Below are 4349 nucleotides of genomic sequence, written 5' to 3' on the forward strand. Positions count from 1 at the left end.
GGTCCGGGGCTCCCGGGCCTGCCGTTTTCCGTTCCCGGAAGGCGAATACACGTAATGCACACCCTGCCAGCACCCCACCGCGACCCGGTGTCCGTGTCCGGTGTCCGGGAGTCGTTCCCGGTCGCCCTGACCCGCGCGATCGACCGCAGCGGCATGAGCCTCGAACAACTGCAGCGACGGCTGAGCGTGCATGAGGTCAAGGTGAGCCTGTCGACGCTGAGCTACTGGCGACGCGGCCGCACCCGGCCCGAGCGCCCGGACTCGCTGCGCGCGGTCACGATCATCGAGGAAGTCCTCGGACTGCCGCCCGGATACCTGATTTCCCTACTGGGCCCGCGCAAGCCGCGTGGCCGGTGGGCGTCGAGGTCCTCGGCGAAGTCGCACGAGGCCCTGTGGGACGGCGCGAGCGCGTTGAGCCCGCTGCTGGCCGAACTCGACGACCCGGGTCCCGGTGAGCTGACGTTCCTGAGCGTGCGCGAACAGCACTTCCTCGACCATGAGGGCCGCGATAACCGGACCGTGGTGCACGCGGTCGTCCGGTCCGAAGTGGACTGGCGGCGCACCTGCGTGGTCCTGCACCGCGCGGAGCCGACCGATCGCGCCCTGCCCGACATCACCGCGCTCAACGGCTGCGCGCTGGGCAAGGCCCGCACGCACGAGCCCGGCCGGTTCGTGCTGTCGGAGATCCTGCTCGACCGCGTGCTGCGCATCGGCGACACCGCGGCGTTCTCCTATGAGGTCCAGTGGCACGGGTCGGTCGCGTCGACCAACTTCGTCCGGGCGATGCGCCAGTGCGCCCGCGAATACCTGCTGGAAGTGGTGTTCCACCCGGACGCCGTGCCCGCGTCGTGCAGGCAGTTCCGGCGCGAGTCGAGCAGGCTGCCGGAGGTCGACCACGGGGAGCTGCACTTGGGCGTGTACAACAGCGCGCATCTTCTGACCCACGATGAGAAGTCGGCGATCGTCGGCATCCGCTGGACCTGGTGACGGCGCGCCGACGGGAGGTGTCCGGTGTGGACACCTCCCGCGGGCGGTCTTTCAGTTGTGCGCCAAGGGCTAGAAGGTCAGGGTCCAGGCGTCGATGTTGCCGGTGTCGTACCGGTAGACGTCGGTGACCCGAAGCTTCCACTCACCGTTCTTGGCGGTCTCGGTGGCGGTGTTGACGGTGAAGGTCTGGTGGATGCCCGCCGAGGAGCTGGCGCCACCGGCCTGCTTGAGGGTGAAGACCTTGCCGGTCGGTCCGACCAGGTCGACGGCCAGGTCACCGGTGTAGGTGTGGTTGATGTCCACCTTCACCGAGGTGGCCGAGGTGCCCGCGCCGGAGCAGCCGGTCACGGTCACCGACGAGGTGATCGCGGTGTTGTTGTCCGGGATCGCCACGTCGTTGGTGTTTGTCGCCGCGGAGCACGGCGGGTCGCTCGGTCCGCTCATGAAACCGGTGTAGAGCAGCACGTTCGGCGAACCGGTGTTGATGCCGGTCAGCTTGCCGGTGGAGCCGTTGTTGACCAGCGCGTCGCGCACCTGGGCCGGCGTGGCCGAGGTGTTCAGACCCAGGTAGACAGCCGCGGCGCCCGCCACGTGCGGGGACGCCATCGAGGTGCCGGTCATCGTCGCGGTTCCGGTGTTGCTGGAGTGCGACGCGGAGATGGTGCCGGTGCCGGGCGCCCAGATGTCCAGGCACGAGCCGTAGTTGCTCGACCCGGTGCCGGTGTAGCGCTGGTCCTGCTGGTTGCTGTTGCCGACGGTGACTGCCTCGGGCAGCTTCTGCGGGCTGTAGTAGCAGGAGTCGTCGTTGGAGTTGCCCGCCGCCTGCACCCACTGGATGCCGCTTGCGATCACGGCTTTCACGCCGTCGTCCCAGCTCTGCTGCGTGCAGCGCTGCTGGCAGCCGACGCTGAAGTTCACCACGGCGGGCTTGATGCCGTTGTTCTTGACCCAGTTCATCCCGCCGAGGATCTGGTCGCTGCTGCCGCCGCCCTGACAGTTGAGGATGCGCACCGGGTGCAGCGTCGCCTTCTTCGCCACGCCGTAGGTGCTGCCGGTCGCGGTGCCCGCCACGTGCGTGCCGTGGCCGTGGCAGTCCTGCGGGGTGGAGTCGTTGTCGATGAAGTCGTAGCCCGCGGCGACGCGGCCGGTGAACTCCTGGTGCGCGGCGTTGAGGCCCGAGTCGAGGACGTAGACGTGCACACCCTTGCCGGGATCGGTCGGGTAGTTGAAGGTCTGGTTGAGCGGCAGGTCGCGCTGGTCGATCCGGTCCAGGCCCCACGTCGGGTTCTGCTGGGTGTCGGCCACCGTGGTGTACACGGCCTGCTCGACATACTTCACCATCGGGTTCTTGGCCAGCGCGAGCGCCTGGCTTTCCTTCATCGACACCGAGAATCCACGCAGGATCGAGTCGTAGGTGAACTTGACCTGGCCGCCGTGCTTGCCCGCAAGGTCGTTCGCCTTGGCCGAGACCGACGCGCGGCTCACGCTGTCGTCCTTGAACACCACGATGTAGCGGTCCGGAACGGCGCCGGGCGCGTTGGCGTTCTGGATCGCGGCCGTTGAGGACTGCGCGGCGAACGCGGGCACCGCGAGCGCCACCAGACCCACGGCGGCGGAGCCCACGAGCAGGGCTTTCAGTGGGGTCTTCAGTTTTCTCATTGCTTGGCTGTCCTTACTCCGCAGGGTTCGAGCGCGGTGTGACACCGCGACAGCGACAAGTCGCCGCGCCGGCCCCGTGCTGGGAGCAGGACCGACCCGGCCTCGCAACAGGCCCCTTCGTTCACTCCACCGGGTGGAACTCGCCACTCGGAGGCGTGGCTGCCGGGCAGGGTGAATAACTGACAGCCACTGCCGATCACCTTCAGCCGGACGCGCCCCGCGAACAATCCGGGTATCGGTACGTATACCTACCCGTCTTTTCACCGACGACGAGGTCGCTCTTCTGCCCCGGACCGCCGACTAAGATCGGTTTGCCGGTTGCGCGGCGGCAAGTGAGTTCCGGATCACCCTCGTTCGGCTTAGGCTCCGAAGAACGTCGGGTTGACACCGATCCTGAACACTGGCCTGGGAGGGTGTGGATGGTCCCGAAGCGGCTGCCGACGGCGAGCCTCGTGCGCACCACGTCGCCGGTGCTCGTCGGTCGCGGCCATGAGCTCGACGCGCTGCGCGAGACGGTGACGCGCCAGCCCGCCGTGGTCATGATCGAAGGCGAGGCGGGTGTCGGGAAGAGCAGGCTCGTCCATGAGCTGCTGCGCCCGGGCCGTCTCGGCCCGCTGCGCATCCTCATCGGCAACTGCCAGCCGCTGCGCGAGCCTTTTCCCTACGGGGCTGTCCTCGAGGCCCTGGGCGGCTGCGCGGACCGGCTGGCGAGCCGTCCCCCACTGAGCCGGGTGGCGGGCGTCCTCGCTCCCATGCTGCCTGAGCTGGCCGACTACCTGCCGGAGGCACCCGCGCCGTCCGGCGACCCGCGCTCCGACCGACACCGGGTGTTCCGCGCGGTGCGCGAGCTGCTCGCCGCGGTCGGCCCGACGCTGATGATCATCGAGGACCTGCACTGGGCCGACGACGGCTCCCGGCAGCTGCTGCGGTTCCTGATGGCCGACCCGCCGCCGAACCTGACCGTCCTGGTCACCTACCGCCGCGAGGACGTGCCGGGCGGGATGCCGCTGGGCAGCGCGTACCGGCCGCCCACGGGCATCACCAGCATGCTGGTCCACCTGACCCCGCTCGACGCCGAGGGCGTGCGGTCGCTGGCCGCGGCCATCCTCGACGAGGAGACCGTCTCCGCCGACTTCGCCGCGAAGCTGCACGAGCGCACCGCGGGCATCCCGTTCGTGGTCGAGGAGACGCTGCGGGCGCTGCGCACCACGGCGGGCGCGGTGCACGCCGACGGCGCCGCCGCGCGCAGGCTGCTCGACAACGTCGAGGTCCCGGTGCTGCTGCGCGATGCGATCGCCGAGCGGCTCAACGAGTTGCCCACGGCGGCAAACCGACTGGTGCAGGCCGCCGCCGTGCTGGGCGTGCCCGCGGGCGCGGACCTGCTCGGGTCGGTGGCCGGGATTCCCGAGCAGCGGGTGCGCGCCGCGCTGGGCCACGCGCTGGCCGGACACGTCCTCCACGAGGCCGACAACGCGAGCTACACGTTCCGCCACGCCCTGGCCCAGCAGGCCGTCTACGACACGCTCAGCGGCCCGGACCGCCGGCAGCTGCACCTGCGGGCCATCGACGCGCTCGACCTGGTCAGCCCCCGTCCGCTGGTCCAGCTCGCCGAGCACAGCCAGCGCGCGGGAAAGCTGGCCGACTGGCTGCGCTACGGCGAGGCCGCCGCCGACCGGGCCGCCGACGTCGGCGACGCCGCCACC

At 70.0% G+C, this 4349-nt stretch carries 3 protein-coding genes; 2 read left to right on the forward strand and 1 reads right to left on the reverse strand.

The genetic code is table 11. The annotated features are described in order from the left end of the window. Positions 1 to 54 precede the first annotated feature (54 nt). Positions 55 to 987, forward strand: a complete 933-nt coding sequence (locus ACRDSQ_RS20320) for a hypothetical protein (protein ID WP_431423233.1) — start codon at positions 55 to 57, stop codon at positions 985 to 987. A gap of 69 nt (positions 988 to 1056) precedes the next feature. Here ACRDSQ_RS20320 and ACRDSQ_RS20325 read toward each other — a convergent pair whose 3' ends face one another. After that, complete coding sequence (locus ACRDSQ_RS20325) at positions 1057 to 2646, reverse strand: S8 family serine peptidase (RefSeq protein WP_431423235.1); 1590 nt, start codon at positions 2644 to 2646, stop codon at positions 1057 to 1059. Between the two features lie 419 nt (positions 2647 to 3065). Between ACRDSQ_RS20325 and ACRDSQ_RS20330 the strand changes: the two genes are divergently transcribed. After that, on the forward strand, positions 3066 to 4349 hold a 1284-nt coding region (locus ACRDSQ_RS20330; RefSeq protein WP_431423237.1), incomplete at its 3' end, for an ATP-binding protein.

Origin of the sequence: Actinokineospora sp. (assembly GCF_050699995.1) — a bacterium.
In the GTDB taxonomy this organism is placed as follows: Bacteria; Actinomycetota; Actinomycetes; order Mycobacteriales; family Pseudonocardiaceae; genus Actinokineospora.

What these genes read in the sequence shown, in the direction of transcription:
- ACRDSQ_RS20320 (WP_431423233.1), top strand. Translation starts at nt 55, where the DNA reads ATGCACACCCTGCCAGCACCCCACCGCGACCCGGTGTCCGTGTCCGGT.
- ACRDSQ_RS20325 (WP_431423235.1), bottom strand. Translation starts at nt 2,646, where the DNA reads ATGAGAAAACTGAAGACCCCACTGAAAGCCCTGCTCGTGGGCTCCGCC.